Annotated in this window: 18 protein-coding genes; 6 read left to right on the forward strand and 12 right to left on the reverse strand. The window is 65.1% G+C overall.

Translation table 11 applies throughout. From position 1 onward, the window contains the following. Positions 1-38: 38 nt before the first annotated feature. Positions 39-437, forward strand: a complete 399-nt coding sequence (locus G154_RS25640; RefSeq protein WP_131701337.1) for a hypothetical protein — start codon at positions 39-41, stop codon at positions 435-437. Here G154_RS25640 and G154_RS20470 read toward each other — a convergent pair. From G154_RS20470 to G154_RS20480, 3 genes are all read right to left on the reverse strand, one after another. Continuing rightward, the gene (locus G154_RS20470) at positions 422-1849 is read right to left on the reverse strand and encodes an APC family permease (RefSeq protein ID WP_200879136.1); all 1428 of its coding nucleotides are present in this window, start codon (positions 1847-1849) and stop codon (positions 422-424) included. The two genes, G154_RS25640 and G154_RS20470, sit on opposite strands and share 16 nt — an antisense overlap. Positions 1850-2146: 297 nt before the next feature. Beyond that, positions 2147-3604 carry an aminobutyraldehyde dehydrogenase gene (locus tag G154_RS20475; protein WP_023985172.1) on the reverse strand — a complete coding sequence of 486 codons (1458 nt, stop codon included), beginning with the start codon at positions 3602-3604 and terminating at the stop codon, positions 2147-2149. 12 nt (positions 3605-3616) lie between these two features. Beyond that, positions 3617-5005, reverse strand: a complete 1389-nt coding sequence (locus G154_RS20480; RefSeq protein WP_019511659.1) for an FAD-binding oxidoreductase — start codon at positions 5003-5005, stop codon at positions 3617-3619. Positions 5006-5185: 180 nt separating this feature from the next. On the opposite strand from G154_RS20480, the gene G154_RS20485 reads away from it, so the two are divergent. Genes G154_RS20485 through G154_RS20500 form a run of 4 tightly spaced genes read left to right on the forward strand, consistent with a single transcriptional unit; the run spans position 5186 to position 9304 of the window. Beyond that, positions 5186-5815, forward strand: coding sequence for a TetR/AcrR family transcriptional regulator (locus tag G154_RS20485; RefSeq protein ID WP_019511660.1), 630 nt, complete (start codon positions 5186-5188; stop codon positions 5813-5815). Continuing rightward, entirely contained in the window at positions 5812-7116 is a 1305-nt protein-coding gene (locus G154_RS20490; RefSeq protein WP_019511661.1) for a glycosyltransferase, read from the forward strand. Before G154_RS20485 ends, G154_RS20490 begins: the two co-directional genes overlap by 4 nt. Before the next feature lie 2 nt (positions 7117-7118). Further along, positions 7119-8342 carry a glucosamine kinase gene (locus tag G154_RS20495; protein WP_019511662.1) on the forward strand — a complete coding sequence of 408 codons (1224 nt, stop codon included), beginning with the start codon at positions 7119-7121 and terminating at the stop codon, positions 8340-8342. Continuing rightward, positions 8339-9304, forward strand: a complete 966-nt coding sequence (locus G154_RS20500) for an SIS domain-containing protein (protein WP_019511663.1) — start codon at positions 8339-8341, stop codon at positions 9302-9304. The genes G154_RS20495 and G154_RS20500 overlap by 4 nt, the downstream gene beginning before the upstream one ends. Here the strand turns inward: G154_RS20500 and G154_RS20505 are convergent, their stop codons facing one another. Next, entirely contained in the window at positions 9305-9799 is a 495-nt protein-coding gene (locus tag G154_RS20505; RefSeq protein WP_023985170.1) for a TspO/MBR family protein, read from the reverse strand. A gap of 115 nt (positions 9800-9914) precedes the next feature. On the opposite strand from G154_RS20505, the gene G154_RS20510 reads away from it, so the two are divergent. Then, positions 9915-10361: a MarR family winged helix-turn-helix transcriptional regulator gene (locus tag G154_RS20510; protein ID WP_019511665.1), complete on the forward strand. Its 447-nt coding sequence runs from the start codon at positions 9915-9917 to the stop codon at positions 10359-10361. Between the two features lie 56 nt (positions 10362-10417). Here the strand turns inward: G154_RS20510 and G154_RS20515 are convergent, their stop codons facing one another. Genes G154_RS20515 through G154_RS20550 form a run of 8 tightly spaced genes read right to left on the reverse strand, consistent with a single transcriptional unit; the run spans position 10418 to position 15339 of the window. After that, positions 10418-11182 carry a GntR family transcriptional regulator gene (locus G154_RS20515; RefSeq protein ID WP_019511666.1) on the reverse strand — a complete coding sequence of 255 codons (765 nt, stop codon included), beginning with the start codon at positions 11180-11182 and terminating at the stop codon, positions 10418-10420. Positions 11183-11219: 37 nt separating this feature from the next. Beyond that, complete coding sequence (gene fabG / locus G154_RS20520) at positions 11220-12017, reverse strand: 3-oxoacyl-ACP reductase FabG (protein ID WP_019511667.1); 798 nt, start codon at positions 12015-12017, stop codon at positions 11220-11222. Between the two features lie 18 nt (positions 12018-12035). Further along, positions 12036-13025, reverse strand: coding sequence for a phosphotransferase enzyme family protein (locus G154_RS20525; RefSeq protein WP_019511668.1), 990 nt, complete (start codon positions 13023-13025; stop codon positions 12036-12038). Between the two features lie 31 nt (positions 13026-13056). Then, positions 13057-13701 carry a microcompartment protein gene (locus tag G154_RS20530; protein WP_019511669.1) on the reverse strand — a complete coding sequence of 215 codons (645 nt, stop codon included), beginning with the start codon at positions 13699-13701 and terminating at the stop codon, positions 13057-13059. A 2-nt stretch (positions 13702-13703) separates the two neighbouring features. Then, positions 13704-13985, reverse strand: a complete 282-nt coding sequence (locus tag G154_RS20535) for a BMC domain-containing protein (RefSeq protein WP_019511670.1) — start codon at positions 13983-13985, stop codon at positions 13704-13706. Between the two features lie 9 nt (positions 13986-13994). Further along, the gene (locus G154_RS20540) at positions 13995-14246 is read right to left on the reverse strand and encodes a EutN/CcmL family microcompartment protein (protein WP_023985169.1); all 252 of its coding nucleotides are present in this window, start codon (positions 14244-14246) and stop codon (positions 13995-13997) included. Continuing rightward, entirely contained in the window at positions 14243-14743 is a 501-nt protein-coding gene (locus tag G154_RS20545; protein WP_019511672.1) for a hypothetical protein, read from the reverse strand. The genes G154_RS20540 and G154_RS20545 overlap by 4 nt, the downstream gene beginning before the upstream one ends. Next, the gene (locus G154_RS20550) at positions 14740-15339 is read right to left on the reverse strand and encodes a BMC domain-containing protein (protein ID WP_019511673.1); all 600 of its coding nucleotides are present in this window, start codon (positions 15337-15339) and stop codon (positions 14740-14742) included. The genes G154_RS20545 and G154_RS20550 overlap by 4 nt, the downstream gene beginning before the upstream one ends. Positions 15340-15342: the final 3 nt, after the last annotated feature.

The raw sequence follows: 15342 nt of genomic DNA on the forward strand, positions 1-15342 counted from the left end.
AGCACGCGCGGCGGACGCCCCGCAGCACAACCATCAGCGTGACGATCTCCTTCGCCGTTGCGTTCGCCGCGGTGGCCACCGCGCTGATCATGCACGCGGTGGCCACGCAGCCGTCGACCGAGCCCGAATCCGCTCCCACTCCCGTCGCCCACGCCGTCCAGCCGGTGATCCAGGAGGGTCGGCTGATCGCGGTGTCGCCGACATCCTTGACCGCGATGGGGCCAGACGGCGTGGCGCGCACCTTCCTCGTCGACGATCAGACCCATGGGGTCACCGCACACGGCAGTCAGCTGGGCGGCACCTCCGCGGCCTTCGCGGTCAACGACGAGGTGTCCATCGTGGGTGTTTCGCGCGGCGAGCAAAAGATCGCCACCACGGTCGTTCATCGCGAGGCGATGAACCTCAACGGTCCGCCGATGGATTACGCGCTGCCCTGATCGGCGCGCGCGTCCGCAGGACTCGTTCGCTGCACGAACAACCACAGCACGACGCCGGCGGCCAGGATCGACAACGCGATACCCAACTCCAGCACGCCCCCGTAGCCGGTGATCGAGAAACCGGTGGCACCCACCACCAGCAGCACCGCGAGCAGACCGGAAAGACCGACCGACAACGGCACGAACACGTGCGGTAGCCGGATGGGCCTGATGGCGTCGGGGCGGTCCTTTCGCAGCAGCGCGAAGCCGGCCAACGCCAGCACGTGGGCCAGGATGTAGCCCAGGTTGCCGGTCACGATGATGGCCAAGGGTTGCTGAAGCACCACCAGCAGAACGATGTTGAGCACCAGCATCACATTCAGCGCCCGCACCGGTACACCCCGGCTGTTGAGCTTGCCCATCGCCCGGACGGTGATGCCCTCCTTGCCCATGTTGAACAGCACCCGGGAGGCGTCGGCGACCGAGGTCAACATCACCAATACCAGGGATGCGATGAGGCACAACACCATCACGTCCGCACCGGCACCGGTGAGCTGCGAGAAGCTGGCGACGAAGAACGTCGACGGGTTCTCGCTGATCGCCTGCTCTCCGGCGAATCCACCGAGCGTGAGCGGGACGAGAAAGAACACCCCGAGGCAGAACAACGCGGAGGCGCGAATCGCGCGCGCGGTGTCGCGGACCGGGTCCCGGTATTCCGAGGCGAACGTCGCACAGACCTCGATGCCCAATGTCGTCCATGCCATCACGTACAACCAGACGATCGCCGTGTGTAGGCCCGCCCATCCGTGCAGGTTCCAGGTCAGGTCCATGGGGGCCCAGTCGGCGCTGAAGAGCGGCAGTATGACGAATACCGCCAGCGGCACCATCAGGATGGCGGCAGTCACGTAGACGAAGGCCATCGTCACCCGCACTCCGACGATATTGATCCCGTACAGGACGAAAATGACGATCAGCCCGACGGCGATCGGGAAATTCAGATGCAGCGGCCCGAAGTCCATCGACCACAGTTGATCCGGGAACCACTGCGATTGCACGAGCAGGCCGGTGAAGGAGCCGTAGGTGGCCAGATTGGACCCCCACGGCAGCCAATAACCCACACCCGCCAGCGGGGCGAACCACGGCACCCGCTTTTTCCATGCCTCCGCGGCATATCCCGAGATACCGCCGGACGCATCGGGGAACATCGCCGCCAGTTCGATGTAGATCCAGTTCACTGCCATCGAAATCACCATCGAGATCGCCCACAACACCGCGGCACCCCAGCCGCCCAGGCCGGCTATCGACGCGCCCAAAGTGGCCACGAGCGCCGCAGGCATGGTCATGGCCATCGCGAAGCCATCGAACCAGCGCATCTTTCGAGGCAGCACTTCGTCTACCGAATGCAGCGCTACGGGATCATTCCTGGTCGCCATGCGATCCTCCATTGTCTTCAGAAACGAGTACCCGACATCCATGTCGGGCGTGTCGATCAGGTGCGACCCCGAATGTGGGCCCTCTTCGCGTATCACGCTGTTCCGGAGTAATTCTCACGGATGTTCGGCGCGGTTCACACGCTAGACCCACACGCGCTTCAGCGCATCAGATAGGAAAAATTGTTTTTCATCAACACTTTTCAGATGTATTGATACACACGACGATGCTCCGGACCGTCCGTGAAGACCGCCCCGGAGCTGTCACCTACCGCTCTCGCTACTGCAGCACAGCGCTTTTCATGACGGTCGGAACGAGTCGTGCGCAGCACGCGGCGCGTGCTTGACCATGATGTGCCTGGCCACCGTGTACTCGGCGACCGCCGCCTGGCTCATGTCCTTGCCGAAACCGCTGGCCTTCACGCCGCCGTGCGGCGCCTCCGAAGCGATCGGGAGATGATCGTTGATCCAGGTGACGCCGGCCTCGATGGCATGTGCGACCCGCAACGCCCGCGCGACATCGGTCGTCCACACCGACGACGCCAGACCGTACCGACAGTCGTTGGCCAACCGAATCGCGTCGGGCTCATCGACGAAAGGCAGCCCTACCAGCACCGGACCGAACACCTCGTGCTGCACGATCTCGGCAGACTGCTGTACCCCCGTGATCAACGTGGGCGGATAGTAGGCACCGTCTCCTTCCGGCAGGACGCCTCCGGCGCGGACCGTCGCTCCCGCAGCGACGGCACGATCGACGAAATCGTGGACTCTGGAGCGATGTTCGAGACTGATCAAGGGTCCGATATCGCTGCGCGGATCACGTGGGTCGCCGACGCGGATCTCACCGAGAACCCGCACAAGGCGGTCCATCAGGTCATCGAACACCGACCGATGGGCGTAGACGCGAGTGGCGGCGGTGCAATCCTGGCCGGAGTTGTATGTCGCCCCCATGGCGATACCGTGCGCGGCCGCATCCAGATCCGCATCCTCGAACACCAGACAGGGAGCCTTCCCACCGAGCTCAAGATGAACACGCGCACCACGAACGGCAGCAGCCGACATCACCTGCCGACCGGCACGCGTGGATCCGGTGATCGAGATCAGTTGAACTCGTTCATCGGCCACCAACGCCTGTCCGACGTCGTCACCACCGGTCACCACCTCCAGCACGCCGGGCGGCATACCGGCCGTGACGGCGAGTTCGGCGATGTAGAGCGTGCTCGTCGGGGTCGTCGGCGCCGGTTTGATCACGATGGTGTTCCCGGCCGCCAGCGCGGGGCCGATCTTCCACAGCGCCATGATCATCGGGAAGTTCCACGGTGCGATACCCACCACCGGGCCCACGGGTCGGCGCACGATCATCGAGGTGTATCCCGCGCTGAGCACGCCGGCTCCCGTCTCCTCGAGCGACCGACCCGCGCCTGCGAAGAAACGCAGATTGTCCGTCCCGAAGGGCAGTTCGCCATCCCGGAAGACGGCCTCCGGCTTACCCGTTTCGGCCACCTCGATCGCAGTGAGCTCGTCGGCATGGGCTTCGATCAGATCAGCCCACTTCAACAGCACGCGTGCACGTTCACCTGCGGTGCGTTGTGACCAGTCACCGAACGCATCGGCCGCCGCCGTCACCGCGGCGGCCGCTTCGTCCACCGTGGCCTCGGTGACGGTCGAGGTGGGCTTACCGCTGGCGGGATCGATGAGCATGCGCTGATGCCCAGATCCGGCCGCCCTGCGTCCTCGATGAAAAAGTCCTGTGGTCATGGCTCCCTCTCCTCAGCTGTTGAAGCCGACACCGAACCGGTCGAGAATGCGCAGAAGCACTCCCCGCGTGCCGGTTTCGTCCTCACGCGCCAGTGCCGCGCGGGTGAGTTGCACGGCAGTCCAGCGCAGTGGCTCGGGCGGAAAAGGCACCGCGGTGCCGGTAACCGCCTTCAGCCTGGTCCGTTCGGTCAAGCGGCCCGCCAACAGATCGAGAGCGACCTGGGCACCGAATCGCGTCGAGGCCACGCCAAGGCCGGTGAAGCCGACCGCGTAGGCAAGCCTGCCGTCGTATGCGGTCCCGAAGATCGGGGTGAACCGGCTCGTGGTGTCGATCACGCCGCCCCACCTGTGGGTGAACGGGAGCGAACCCAGTTGCGGGAATGTCTGTCGGAAGTGCTGTGCCAGAACACGATGCGAGGCGTCTCGCTGTTCGAGCTTGCTGTGCACGGCATTCCCGAAGTGATAGATCGCGTCGTAGCCGCCCCACACGATGCGATCGTCGCGGGTCCGGCGGAAGTAATGGAACTGATTCCCCGCATCGGTGAGCCCCTGGTTCTGCGCCCAGCCGATCGATTCCAACTGATCTGCGGTCAGTGGTGCGGTGGCCAGCACATAGTCGTAGACCGGAAGAACCCAGGCGCGCAGTCGCCGTAGCAGCGGCGGATAGGCGTTGGAGGCAAGCACGACCTGCGCGGTGTCGACACGTCCGTGGGTGCCATGCACGGTCAGCCCGGCGCCCGAACGTTCGATACCGGTCGCTGCGGATCGCTCGAACACGGCGGCACCGAGCTTTTCTGCGATCGAGCGCAGTCCATGGGTCAACGCCATCGGGTCGACGAGCCCGCCGCCAGAGATCCTCAATCCCCCGACGAAGGCCGGTGAGTGGAGATCGGCGCGCACTTCGTCGCGGTCGAGGAAGCGTACGTCCTCACCGCGCCGGGTGTACGTCGCGACCGCAGCCCGAAGTGCATCGGCGTCGTGAGCCGTCCTGGCCAGCGTGGTCTTACCGCACCTGCGCAGATCGGCGTCGACATCATGCCGCTGGAGCAACTCCGCGATCTGCTCGACGTTCTGGCGGCCGAGTCGCTGCAGCTCGTCGAGTTCATCGGGCCACATCGCCTCACCGTGGGCGATGCCGTGGGTCAGGGATTCGGAGACGAAGCCGCCGTTGCGGCCGGAGGCACCCGCGCCGATCCAGTCCTGTTCGAGCAGGACGACACGACGATCGGGGTGCTCGGTCAGCGCCTCGATGGCCGACCAGAGCCCGGTGTACCCCCCACCGACGATCACCAGGTCGGCGCGCTGCCGACCGGTCAGCGGTTCACTGCGCGGTCCCGTTTGCACTCCGTCCCACCAGACGGGCCGCGGCACGGCATCGCGCAACTCGTCGGCGGGTCTCATGGTGCACTCCGGTATCTCTGTTGAACGATCGGGAACATACTTGCACTGAACTTCAATGCCATCTATTCATAACATCGCACGTAGGTGCCCCTAGGGATGTAAAAACTGAGTAACTGTTCAAATTTATATCCCACCACTGGCGGTTATCTGGCACAGTGATGTCCACATCGACTGAGGGGAATGGGCGTGCCGGTCAGCCGTACAGAACGACGCGCGAAGTTGCTCAACGCGGCGCAGCGCGCCGTGATGAAACATGGTGCCGATGTGCAGCTCAACCAGGTGGCCGCCGAGGCCGGATTGACCTCTGGCGCGGTCCTCTATCACTTTCCCGACGTACAGACCCTGCTCGTCGAGGCCAACCGCGCCGGGATGGAGCGCTTCTACGACGACCGGCTCCGGGCCATCGAAGGTATTGCCGAACCAGACCGTCGATTGGTCGTCACCATCGAATCCGGTCTCCCGGTGGATTCAGACGACCCGGCGGTCAAACTGTTGTGCGAGCTCGGTGGCGCGGCAGGCCGTTACCCCACCTATGGGGTGCTGCTCACGGCGTTGTTCGATCGCCAGGTCGCCATGTATCAGGTCATCCTCGAATCCGGTGCGGCACAGGGCACCTTCACCCTGGCCTCCCCGTCCTTGACCATCGCGCGCAACATCGTCGCGCTCGAGGACGCCTACGGCTATCGGATGGTGGCACGCCATCCCAGCCTCGATGCCGACGCCTCAACCGAGCTCATCCTCGACTACGCACGGGTGACGACCGGCCATCCCCTGCCCCGCACAGAACATGGCGAAAGGAAGAAACGATGAGCACACCCCTGACCATCATGTTCTGGCCGGAGTCCGCCTACGGGCCTACCAACCAGTGCATCGGTGTCGCAGCGAAGCTGCAGGAGCGCGGCCACCGCATCATCTTCGCCGCCGAGTCGTCCTGGGCGGGAAAGATCGAAAAGTACGGCTTCGTCGAAGAATTGGTCGATCTCGCCGAGCCGAGCCCCCAGGATGCCGACGCCGACGCCGGACAGTTCTGGACCGATTTCATCGCCGGCACCGCACCCGAGTTCGCCAAGCCGACCATCGAGCAGATCGAGTCCTTCATCGCACCGACGTTCCAGGCGCTGATCGACGGCGCGAAATACAGCGAGGCGCGGCTGCGAGAGATCGTCGCCACCCATCAGCCCGACGTGATCGTCGAAGACAATGTCATCCTGTTCCCCGCGCTGGCCACCGCCGGCAAGCCCTTCGTCCGATTCATCTCCTGTAGTCCATTGGAGGTGCCAGGACCCGATGTGCCGCCGCCGTTTTCCGGACTCCCCAGTGACGACCCGTCGCAATGGGAGAGCTATCGCGCCGAATTCGACCGTGTCCTGCGTCCGATGTGGGCGGATTTCGATGCCTGGGTCCGCGCTCAGGGTGCCGCGACGCTCCCCGAGCTGGAATTCATGCCTCGCGACAATGCCGCCACCATCTACATCTATCCCGCCGAGGCCGATTATGTCGATCGTCGCGCGCTCGACGACTCCTGGACGCGCGTCGACTCCAGCATTCGAGAGACCGACGAAGCCTACGAACTTCCGCCGAGCATGGCACAGCGCCCGGAGGGCAGCGCGCTGGTCTATCTGTCGCTCGGCTCGCTGGGTGCCGCCGACGTCGCCTTGATGCAACGACTGGTCGACGTGCTGGGCCGTACGCCGCATCGCTTCATCGTCAGCAAGGGCCCCCAAGCCGACCAGATCCGGCTGGCCGACAACATGGTCGGCGAGCAGATGCTGCCGCAGACCAGGATCATCCCGCTGGTCGATGCGGTGATATCGCACGGCGGGAACAACACCACCACCGAGTCACTACATTTCGGCAAACCGCTGATCGTCCTGCCCTTGTTCTGGGATCAGTACGAGAACGCGCAGCGGGTCGACGAGCTGAACCTCGGGGTGCGACTGGACACCTATCACTTCGCCGACGGCGACCTGGTCGACGCCCTGGACCGCATCCTGGCCGATCATGATCTACGCGAACGGGTTTCGCAGATCGGCGAGAAGATCCGCGAGCGTGACGGACTGCGAGTGGCGGCCGATGTCATCGAACGTGTCGGCCTCGAACACCGCAGCTGACCGTGATCTCGGATACCGACGATCCGCTCACCGCCCCGCTCGATCTGCTGCCACTGGGGGATCGGCATGCGCTCGCGATCATCAGCAGCGACGGTGAGTTCTCAGCTGTTCCGGTGGTCCGCGACGGCGGGATCCGTCGTGCCAGCCCGGGTGACGGTGCGGCAGAAGCCCTGCTCGAGCTCATCGTCGGCACTGCCGGTCGCACCTCGGCCGGCCGTTTCGAAGTGGTGTCATGGGCCAACGGCCGGGTGCCGAATGGAGAGCGAGCGGTAGGGGTCGACCAGACCAACGAGTCCGTGATCGTGGGCGATACCGCGGTGGTGAAGTGGGCAACGCACCTGGAGCGCGGGCCACACCCGGCGGTCGGACGCCTGACCCACCTGATCGCTTCCGGTTTCACCGCGATGCCCACGCCGTGGGCGGTACTCACCTGGGTGCCCGATGACGACCAGGAAACCCTCGTGGCGACGATCACCGGATACCTGCCGGGTGCAGTCGACGGCTGGACGTGGGCCGTCGACCTGTTTCTGGACGCGGCGCGAACCGGTGATCACGCCGCCGTGCTGCGCACCTGTGCGTCACTGGGGGAAGTGATCGCCGACATGCATTGCGCGTTGGCCGCGACAGTCACCATCGCGACCGACACCGATGCCCGCCGTTGGCGCGACAATGCGTTCACGACGTTCGATGCCGCGCGCCGACTGGCCGATCCCCAGCTGGCCGACCTTCTCACCCGACACGCCGACGCCATCGCGACAACTCTGCAGGACCTGGCCGCTCTCGCCGGTGTACCGATATTGGACGCCCACGGGGATCTACATGTCGGCCAGATCCTCAGTTCGTCGAACACGTTGCTGGTCAACGACTTCGACGGCAATCCCGTTCTCCCCCCGGCCGAGCGTGTGCTACCCGCACCGGCGGCGGTCGACCTGGCCGGGATCATCCAGTCTTTGGCACATGTCGGCATCGTCGCGGCCCGCCGCGGTGAATTCACACCCGAGCAGTTGCGACCAGTGGACCTGACGGCACGCACTGCGCTCTACGACGCCTACCTGAGCAGGCTCGCCGACAACGGGCACGCCGAACTGCATGTCGACGGTGCACTCATCGCCCTGCGGTTACAGCAGGTACTGCGTGAGATCGTCTACGCCGGTCGCCATCTGCCCCGCTGGATGTATGTTCCCGATGCCGCCCTACCCGCCCTACTGCACGAGATGAGCCGATGAATCCTGATGCCTTCGCCGCCGACCTCACCCGCAAGCCGGAGGTGTTGTCCGGACTGGCCATGGCTCTGGCACAGCGGAATCCGTGGGCGTCGGTGATCACGGAGGACATATCGCGTGTCGTCTTCCTCGGCATGGGGTCCTCCGCGTACGCAGCCGGTGTCGCCGCGGCACGATTGCGTGCGCGTGGCGTATGCGCAGTCTCCGACATCGCATCATCCCAGCTGCTGCCGAACTGGGGGCCGGGCACCCTGGTCGTTGCGACCTCCGCCTCAGGCGGGTCGGTGGAGACACTGGACGCACTCGACCGCCTGGATTCCACCGCCACGACGGTGGCGCTGACCAACACCGCCGGATCAGCCATCACCGAACGCTGCTCGGCCACTGTCGAACTCCTGGCCGAGCCCGAGCTCGGCGGGGTGGCCTGCCGAAGCTTCCAGCACACGGTGGTGTTGCTGCTGGCGCTCGAGTGCCAGCTGACGGGAACACCCATCGATGAGCTGACGGCCACGGTGGAGATGGCAGCCCAGGCCAGCGACCACCTGCTGACCCGTGAATCAGACTGGCTTCCCACAGTTTCCGAGTGCCTGTTGGGTCCGGTCGAGACACATCTCTGCGCACCGGCGCACCGACTCTCGTCCGCCCAGCAGGGTGCACTGATGTTCCGCGAGGGTCCGCGGCGGTCGGCCATCGGCTGTGAGACCGGCGATTGGAGCCACGTCGACGTGTACCGCACCAAGAACACCGATATGCGGATGCTGGTCTTCGCCGGGTCGGCATGGGAGGCCCAGCTGGCCGAGTGGACGGGTCCGCGCCAGACCACCGTGGTTGCGGTGGGCGGTACGGTACCCACCGCGACCACCTGCGTGCGCTACCCCGGCGATGGCGTCGACGATGTCCGACTACTCACCGAGACATTGGTACCCGAGCTCGTCGCGGCCCGCGCCTGGCAGGCGCAGAGCTGATCAGCTGTTGAGCGACCATATCGAGTAGTTCAGCGCCGTCGCGAACAGCACCCATCCGAGGTAGGGGACCAGCATCACCGCGGCAACCCGATTGATCTTCCAGAACAAGGCGATGGTTGCTGCGACGGCCACGTCGAGAAGCAGGATGTCGACGAGCGCCACTCCGCGCCAACCGACACCGAAGAACAGCGGTGACCACAGCAGATTCAGGACGAGCTGGACGGCATAGATGATGATGGCAGGGCTGGTCCACCGCGGAGTCTCCCGCCAGACCAGCCAGGCCGCGACTCCCATCAACACGTACAGCACGGTCCACACCGGGCCGAAGAGGTTCGGCGGCGGAGCCCAGTCCGGCTGGGCGAGATTACCGTAATCGCTTGCCGCGTCCGCCGACGCCAGTCCGCCCAACGCCGCGACAAGAGCCACCGAAACCAGCGAGACGATCAGTGCCGGGATGTGTCGGGACCGGCCTTCGGTAGAGGTATCAAAAGTCATCTGCGTCCATTTCTGCTCGCTTCTCGGCGCCATTGCGGTGCTGACACAATGACTCGGATACCCACCATATTGTTCAGCCTGCTGAATAATTGCAAGTCCCGACGAAGGAAGATCGATGGACGACTTGGACGGCTGGCCGACCGGTCGACTCTTGTCGATGGCGGCACGGCTCGTCGAACAGTCCTGGGAGCACGTCCTCGGCGAGTATGACCTGTCCAGTGCGGGATTGGTCGTGCTGCACGTGGTCGCGACCGGACCCGCGACCCAACGCGAGATCGCGCACGCCTGTCGGGTCACCGACCAGACGGCCAGTCGCACCGTCGAACGGCTGGAACGTCTCGGCTATGTCAGCCGACAGGTCGATCCGCGAGACGAGCGACGCAAGACGGTCACGAGCACAGCGGCGGGCCGGCGGGTGTACGCCACGCTGGTGGAGCGGGAGAAGAAGGATCCGGGACTGGTTGCCGTGATCGGGGACGACGGCCCCGAACTACGCCGAATGCTGTTGAAGCTGGTGCGCAGCCGACGAGCCGAAGGCGACGGCTCTGCACCGCCGCCCTGAGCGCGAGCACCTTTCGAACAGAACCGTTGACGTACAACGCCTATGAGATCGAGAGATCAGCCCGTCTGGCTTTGTAGCGTGATGGTGGCTGGTCCTGACTTGGCTCCCGTCAGGCCCCTGCCCTGCGCGGTCACGGCCAGCGCGGTCCGATCCCCACGGAACAGATCTCGCGAGAACTCGTACGGGGTGCCGTGCTGATCATGTGTCACGCGGGTGATGAGCAGGAGCGCGCTCTGCGGTTCGATGCCCAGCAGGCTCGCCTCCTCATCGGTGGCATTGACAGCCTCGATACGCTCCATCGCCCGGCCATTGACCAGACCGTACTGCGACTCCAAGAGCTCATAGAGCGAGCCGCCGAGCTGCTGTTCGAGCAGGCCCGGGAATCTGTCCGCGGGTAACTGGGCGTGTTCCAGCGAGATCGGCGAACCGTCCGCCAGCCGCACCCTGGTGATATCGACGACGTAATCGCCGGGACCGATCTGCAGTGCTTGCCGGGTCGTCTGGTCGGCGACGCCGATCTTGGTCGACAGCACCCGCGAGCCGGCAACATAGCCTTGGCTGGCCAGGAAGGCAGGCACGCCCACCACGTCGGAGAGGTTGCGCTCGACCTGGCCGTGGCTGATGAATATTCCACCGGCACGCCCGATGACTCGGTGCACCAGCCCAGCCTCCTCCAGTGCGGCCAACACCTGCCGCAGACTGGTCCGGCTGGTGCCGTACCGCTCAGCCAGCTCGCGTTCGCTGCCCAGCTTGGCTCCAGGATCTCCGGCGTTCACATCCGCGACGATGCGGCGGCGCAACTGCTCGCTGTGACTCGCCACCGCTCCCCCTGCATCCGCGTGATTGGTACATCCAATTCTAACCGGACGCGGGCGCGGTCATTTCCGCGATGGCCATGTGCGACTCCGGCAGGATCTGACCGCCATCCACGACCAGCGACTGCCCGGTGACGAATGCCGCCTCATCGGTGGCGAAGAACAGTGCCGCATTCCCGATATCGGCGACCGAGCCCAACCTGCCGATGGGCACGGCCGAGGTCATCTGATCGATGTAATCTCCGCCCATGTCCGCCAGACCCTCGGTGGTGATGTTCCCAGGCAGGACCGCATTGATGGTGATCTTGCGGGGTGCGAGTTCGATTGCCGCAGTGCGCAGAAAGCCCAGTTGGGCAGCCTTGCTGGCGCCGTAGTGCGACCATCCCGGGTAGCCGGTGACAGGACCGGTGATGGACGAGGTCACGATGACCCGCCCATGGCCGCTGGTGGTCAGGGCGCCCAGCGCGGCCTGGACCATGAACACCGTGCCCTTGAAGTTGACCGCGAGCACCTGGTCGATATCGTCGGGGGTCAGTTCCTCGAGCCGGCCGGACGGGAAGATGCCGGCGTTCGCACAGACGATGTCGAGACCACCGTGACGTTCGATGGCGGCTTCGACCACCCGCTGCGCCTGCTCTGGATCCGCGACATCGGCGCGTACCGCGCTGATCGCGCCGGCAGCACCGGCTGATGCCGCCACCGCGCGATCCAGATCCTCCTGATTGCGCCCGGTGATGATGACGTTGACACCTGCGGCGGCGAAGACCTCGGCGATTCCGCGGCCGATTCCTCTACTACCACCGGTCACGATCGCGGTGCGACCGGCTAGTGAATGAAACATCGTTGTCCTCACTGTGTGTCAGAGATTATGCCCGTTGGACGAGAGATAACGTTCGGCCAATCCGCAGCTACCTTCGACGTAGCTGATGGCCTTGGTCGCGGATTCCTTGGAATGGCTGTGCGAGCCCATCCATGCAACGAGCAGCAGCCGTCGCAGGAACACGAACGAGGCCAGCATGTTCTCGTCTGCGGCCGCCAGTTCACGGCGGCTCCGGTAGCCGGCTACCCAGGATTCCTGCCACTGGGGCAAGGCCGGGTCGTCCTCGATGAAGGACACCGCTGTACCAAAATCGTAGAGATACCACCCGAATCCGCAGTCGTCGAAGTCGATGACCGTGGTCCGTTCGGTTGCCGGGTCGACCAACAGGTTCGCCAGCCGCAGGTCGGCATGCACCAGCCCGAAGCGATTCGGGTCGGTGCCATAGGCATGCAGCCTGTCCTTCAGCAGCTGCTCCGCGCGGCCGAGGAGGTGCCGTTCGCCCTCCCCCACGCCTGCGACATCCTGCCAACGTCCCCAGCGGCCGCGGTCGCCCAGACTGTGCTCCCAGTCCCAGGAGAAGCGCTGGAAGCCTGCGGGCCGTTGCCAGCGTTGAGCATGATCGTGCAGCGCGGCGGTGATCCGGCCCAGCGACTGAAAGTCGTGGTTGGTCAATGCTGTTTCATCGGGTTCGGCACCGGCGACCATCTCGAATCGGACGACGTGCCGATCCGCGCCGGCCCCGTCGACCGTGACCACCCGCCGACCGTCGAGGGCAGGCAGGACGCGAGGAACCGTCACATCGCTGTCGGCACTCAACGCTGAGAGCCAGTCGAGCTCCGATTCGATCTCGTGGGCCCGATGATAGTTCTGTCGGTGTACCCGCAGGATGGACTGTTCGCCACGATCGGTCACCAGATACGTGGCGTTCTCCGAGAGATTGAGCAGCCGCAGGTCGGCACCGGCCGAGACCTCGTAATGGCCGAGCGCACGTCTGGCGAGATCAACATCGTCGGTGATCACCGCTGCCACGAATATCGCCTCCTTTCCATCTTCGTCGTCATCAGTGCTCCCGACCTTCGATGCCGGCCAACACCTCGGTGATCCGATCCCTGGCGACGGTGACGTCTTCGTCGCTGCCGCCGATGTACAGCCGCCCGGCCGCACCGATCATCTGGACATCGACGATCGTCAATCCCGGTGCCGCTCGCTCGGCCTCGTTCGCAGCGACAGCGGCGAACAACGCCGGCGTCATCTCATAAACCAGCAACGACTCACCCGGCAGGATCATCGACGCCTGCCGATTGCGGTTCAGGATGACAGCGTGCTGATCGGTGATGTCGGCGATGATGTCGTGATAGAGCACCCGAGGCCGCAACTGATCCTCGGCCTTGTTCCCGGTACCCGCCAGGATTGCCGCACCTGCCCGACGTACCTCTTCCAGGTCGGCCGAGTGGATCTCGAGCACGCCGAATTGGCGCTCCACGTAGAGGATTCCCGGAGAAATACCGGGCACCTCCCGCAGTGCCAGGTCGATCACCCGCTCGATCGCGAGCGCCGGCGACACCTCCACGATGAGGGCGTGTTCACCCGCGTACGGCGGATAGCCGCGCGCCCGGGTCGGAGTCCCAAGATACGCCGCGAACTGCCGTTGCAGATCCTCGACCAGGAGGTAGACCCGTATCTGGGTGTGGATGGAGCCCGACATGGCTACTTGCTGGACACCGCGAAGTGGGCGCCCAATTCATTGTGCGGACGCGGTATGACGTGGACGCTCACCAGTTCACCGACCTGCGATGCGGTTTCGGCGCCGGCCTCGGTGGCTGCCTTCACGGCTCCGACCTCACCGGTCACGATCACCGCCACCAGCCCGTCACCGACCTCCTTGCGGTCGGTGATGGTGACGTTGGCCGCCTTGACCATCGCGTCGGCAGCTGCCAGTGCGGCGACGTATCCCTTGGTTTCGATGAGACCGATTGCGTTGCTGGACATGACTTCTCCTTATTTGTTGGGTGTTGCGTCTATGGAACCGATGACGAGCGCATCGACCGGTGGTGGTGGGCCGGTGAACCACCCCGAGGCCACTGATCCCTGCGCGATGAGCACACGCTCTCCGACGCCGGTACCCAGGACGTCGAAGGCGACCAACCGGGATTCCGTGCCGTCGATCTGCACCTCCAGGAAGGCGCCCGGCGGAATGCCCTCCACGTGCCGTGTCGACCAGACATTGCCGGTGACAGTTGCTGTAATCATGTCCGCTCCTTGGTGATGGTGATGCCCAGGCTGCGCGCCTTCTCCCTGGCCAGCGGTGTCAGCACCGCGCGGCGGCCGAGGAGCAGCGTCCCGCCTGCCAGATCCGCCAGATAGCGTTCGGTGACCGCTCCGCTGTCCACGCGGTGCACCGGGCCGACCGATGCCGAACCGGTTGCCTTCGACGCGAGCCGGAAGCGGAGCCGGCCGGCCTTGAGGTCCGCGCGATTCTTCGGATTCTCGAACAACCGCAGCAGCTTTCGCACGAAGCCGTCAAGTTCCACCTCGTCGGACAGCCGCACCGTCTCGGTGCGGATCTTACCGTCGGACGCACGCGGGCCGGTGGGTTCCACACCCATCGCTTCGGCCACCGAAGCCGGTGGCGCGGGGGCCACCGCGGTCGGTGCGGGCGGACCCGGTTCCGGTGTCTTCAGGCTTGCAACGGCGTCGCGCACCACCTCCCGAACCATGGCGCGCAATTCATCACGGTCGACACTCATGGCTGCGCCAAGGCATGTCGGGCCGCGTCGGCGGCCTGGCGGACATCGGCTTCGGCGCCGGCCAGATACACCCGGCCGGTGGCGCCGATCATCCGGAAGTCGACGACCTTGATGTCGGCAGCCTTCTCTGCCTCGTTGGTGGCCAGGATCGCATAGGAGGCCGGCTGCACCTCCAGGACGAACAGCGACTCTCCGGCCAGCACCATGGAGCCGATCTTGTTGCGATTGATCAGGAATGCGTGCTGGTGATCGATGCTGGAGATGATGCGGGACGCCAGGATCGTCGGGCGCACGGCCGCCCCACCGTCACCGCCGAGGGAGTCCAGCGCGGCATCTGCCGCGGCCTTCACCGCACCGGTCTCACCGTGGAACTCCAGGTAGCCGAACTGCCGCTCCACCACGAGGATTCCGGCCTTGACCTCGGCGTGCTTGAGCGCGACATCGGTGACACCTTCGATATCGAGGCCGGGAGCGACCTCGATGATCTGGGCGGCCTGATCAGCCCGGGGCAGTGCACCCTTGATCCAGGTCCCGAGATAGGACATCGTCTGGGGTTGGAGCCGGTCGATGAAGATGAAGGAACGTAGTTCGGCCACAAG

The sequence above is a fragment of the Mycobacterium sp. VKM Ac-1816D genome (assembly GCF_000416385.1).
Lineage (GTDB): Bacteria > Actinomycetota > Actinomycetes > Mycobacteriales > Mycobacteriaceae > Mycobacterium > Mycobacterium neoaurum_A.

Bases quoted from the DNA above. Each gene is read 5' to 3' on its own strand.
- G154_RS20470 (WP_200879136.1), bottom strand. From the start codon at position 1,849: ATGGCGACCAGGAATGATCCCGTAGCGCTGCATTCGGTAGACGAAGTG.
- G154_RS20475 (WP_023985172.1), bottom strand. From the start codon at position 3,604: ATGACCACAGGACTTTTTCATCGAGGACGCAGGGCGGCCGGATCTGGG.
- G154_RS20480 (WP_019511659.1), bottom strand. From the start codon at position 5,005: ATGAGACCCGCCGACGAGTTGCGCGATGCCGTGCCGCGGCCCGTCTGG.
- G154_RS20485 (WP_019511660.1), top strand. From the start codon at position 5,186: ATGGGCGTGCCGGTCAGCCGTACAGAACGACGCGCGAAGTTGCTCAAC.
- G154_RS20490 (WP_019511661.1), top strand. From the start codon at position 5,812: ATGAGCACACCCCTGACCATCATGTTCTGGCCGGAGTCCGCCTACGGG.
- G154_RS20500 (WP_019511663.1), top strand. From the start codon at position 8,339: ATGAATCCTGATGCCTTCGCCGCCGACCTCACCCGCAAGCCGGAGGTG.
- G154_RS20505 (WP_023985170.1), bottom strand. From the start codon at position 9,799: ATGACTTTTGATACCTCTACCGAAGGCCGGTCCCGACACATCCCGGCA.
- G154_RS20510 (WP_019511665.1), top strand. From the start codon at position 9,915: ATGGACGACTTGGACGGCTGGCCGACCGGTCGACTCTTGTCGATGGCG.
- fabG (WP_019511667.1), bottom strand. From the start codon at position 12,017: ATGTTTCATTCACTAGCCGGTCGCACCGCGATCGTGACCGGTGGTAGT.
- G154_RS20530 (WP_019511669.1), bottom strand. From the start codon at position 13,701: ATGTCGGGCTCCATCCACACCCAGATACGGGTCTACCTCCTGGTCGAG.
- G154_RS20535 (WP_019511670.1), bottom strand. From the start codon at position 13,985: ATGTCCAGCAACGCAATCGGTCTCATCGAAACCAAGGGATACGTCGCC.
- G154_RS20540 (WP_023985169.1), bottom strand. From the start codon at position 14,246: ATGATTACAGCAACTGTCACCGGCAATGTCTGGTCGACACGGCACGTG.
- G154_RS20545 (WP_019511672.1), bottom strand. From the start codon at position 14,743: ATGAGTGTCGACCGTGATGAATTGCGCGCCATGGTTCGGGAGGTGGTG.